Raw genomic sequence first — 1467 nt, 5'->3', positions numbered from 1 at the left:
GGGCGGTGCAAGGCGTTCGGTGACGACGCCGACGGGACCGGCTGGTCGGAGGGCGTCGGTGTGCTGCTGGTGGAGCGGTTGTCGGACGCGCGCCGTCATGGCCATCCGGTGCTGGCCGTAGTGCGCGGTTCGGCGGTCAACCAGGATGGTGCGTCGAACGGGTTGACGGCGCCGAATGGTCCTTCGCAGCAGCGGGTGATTCGGGCGGCGTTGGCCAGTGCTGGTCTGAGCCCGCAGGACGTGGACGCCGTCGAGGCGCATGGGACGGGCACGGCGCTGGGTGATCCGATCGAGGCGCAGGCGTTGCTGGCGACGTACGGTCAGGACCGGCCGGGGGAGCGGCCGTTGTGGTTGGGGTCGGTGAAGTCGAACCTCGGTCATACGCAGGCTGCCGCGGGTGTGGCGGGTGTGATCAAGATGGTGCTGGCGATGCGGCATGGGATGCTGCCGGCCACGCTGCATGCGGATGAGCCGTCGTCGCATGTCGACTGGTCGGCGGGTGAGGTGCGTCTGCTGTCGGAGGCCGTGTCATGGCCTGAGTCGGAGCATGCGCGTCGGGCGGGTGTGTCGTCGTTCGGTCTGTCCGGGACGAACGCGCACGTGATCCTGGAAGCCGCCCCCGAGGAGGAGACGGCGTCAGAATCTGCCGGAGCGTCGGGTGAGCTGCCGGTGGTGCCGTGGGTGGTCAGTGCGCGCAGCAGGGAGGCGCTGGGGGCGCAGGCGGGTCGGCTGCTGGCCCATGTAGAGGCGCATCCCGAGCTCGATCCGCTGGATGTGGGCCTGTCCTTGGCCACGACGCGTACTGCTTTTGAGTACCGTGCGGTGGCGCTGGGCGAGGACCGGGCGTCGCTGATCGCCGGTCTGGAGGCGGTGGCCGCCGGTGCGGTGACGCATCCGCCGCTGTCCGAGGGCAGGGTAGCGTTCCTGTTCTCGGGGCAGGGCTCCCAACGCCTTGGCATGGGGCGGGAGTTGTATGAGGCGTTCCCGGTTTTCGCGGAGGCGTTCGACGCGGTCTGTGTCCATGTGGATGGGTTGCGGGACGTGGTCTTCGGCGCGGACGCGGACGCGGAGGTGTTGGGTCGTACGGAGTGGGCGCAGCCTGCGTTGTTCGCGGTGGAGGTGGCGCTGTTCCGGCTGCTGGAGTCGTGGGGTGTGCGGCCGGACTTCCTTGTCGGGCACTCCATTGGTGAGTTGGCGGCGGCGCATGTGGCGGGGGTGTTCTCGCTGGAGGATGCCTGCGCTCTGGTTGCGGCGCGCGGTCGGCTGATGCAGCAACTGCCTTCCGGTGGGGCGATGTTCGCCGTCGAGGCGTCCGAGGATGAGGTACTGACGCTGCTGGAGGGTCGGGAGACCGACGTGGTGGTTGCGGCGGTCAACGGCCCGCGGTCGGTGGTGATCGCCGGGGCCGAGGAGGTCGTGGCGCAGCTCGCCCAGGAGCTCGGAGCAGAGGGACGCCGTACGTCCCGT

General features: G+C 69.8%; 1 protein-coding gene. It reads left to right on the top strand.

The window, feature by feature from the left end:
- Positions 1–1467: type I polyketide synthase (locus tag FE633_RS49095; protein ID WP_246114163.1), on the top strand; the 1467-nt coding region annotated here is incomplete at both ends.

It is taken from the genome of Streptomyces montanus (genome assembly GCF_005786655.1).
GTDB classification, from domain to species: domain Bacteria; phylum Actinomycetota; class Actinomycetes; order Streptomycetales; family Streptomycetaceae; genus Streptomyces; species Streptomyces sporangiiformans.
Note: the sequence above shows the minus strand (reverse complement) of the source record. Positions and strands in the feature narration are given on the sequence as shown.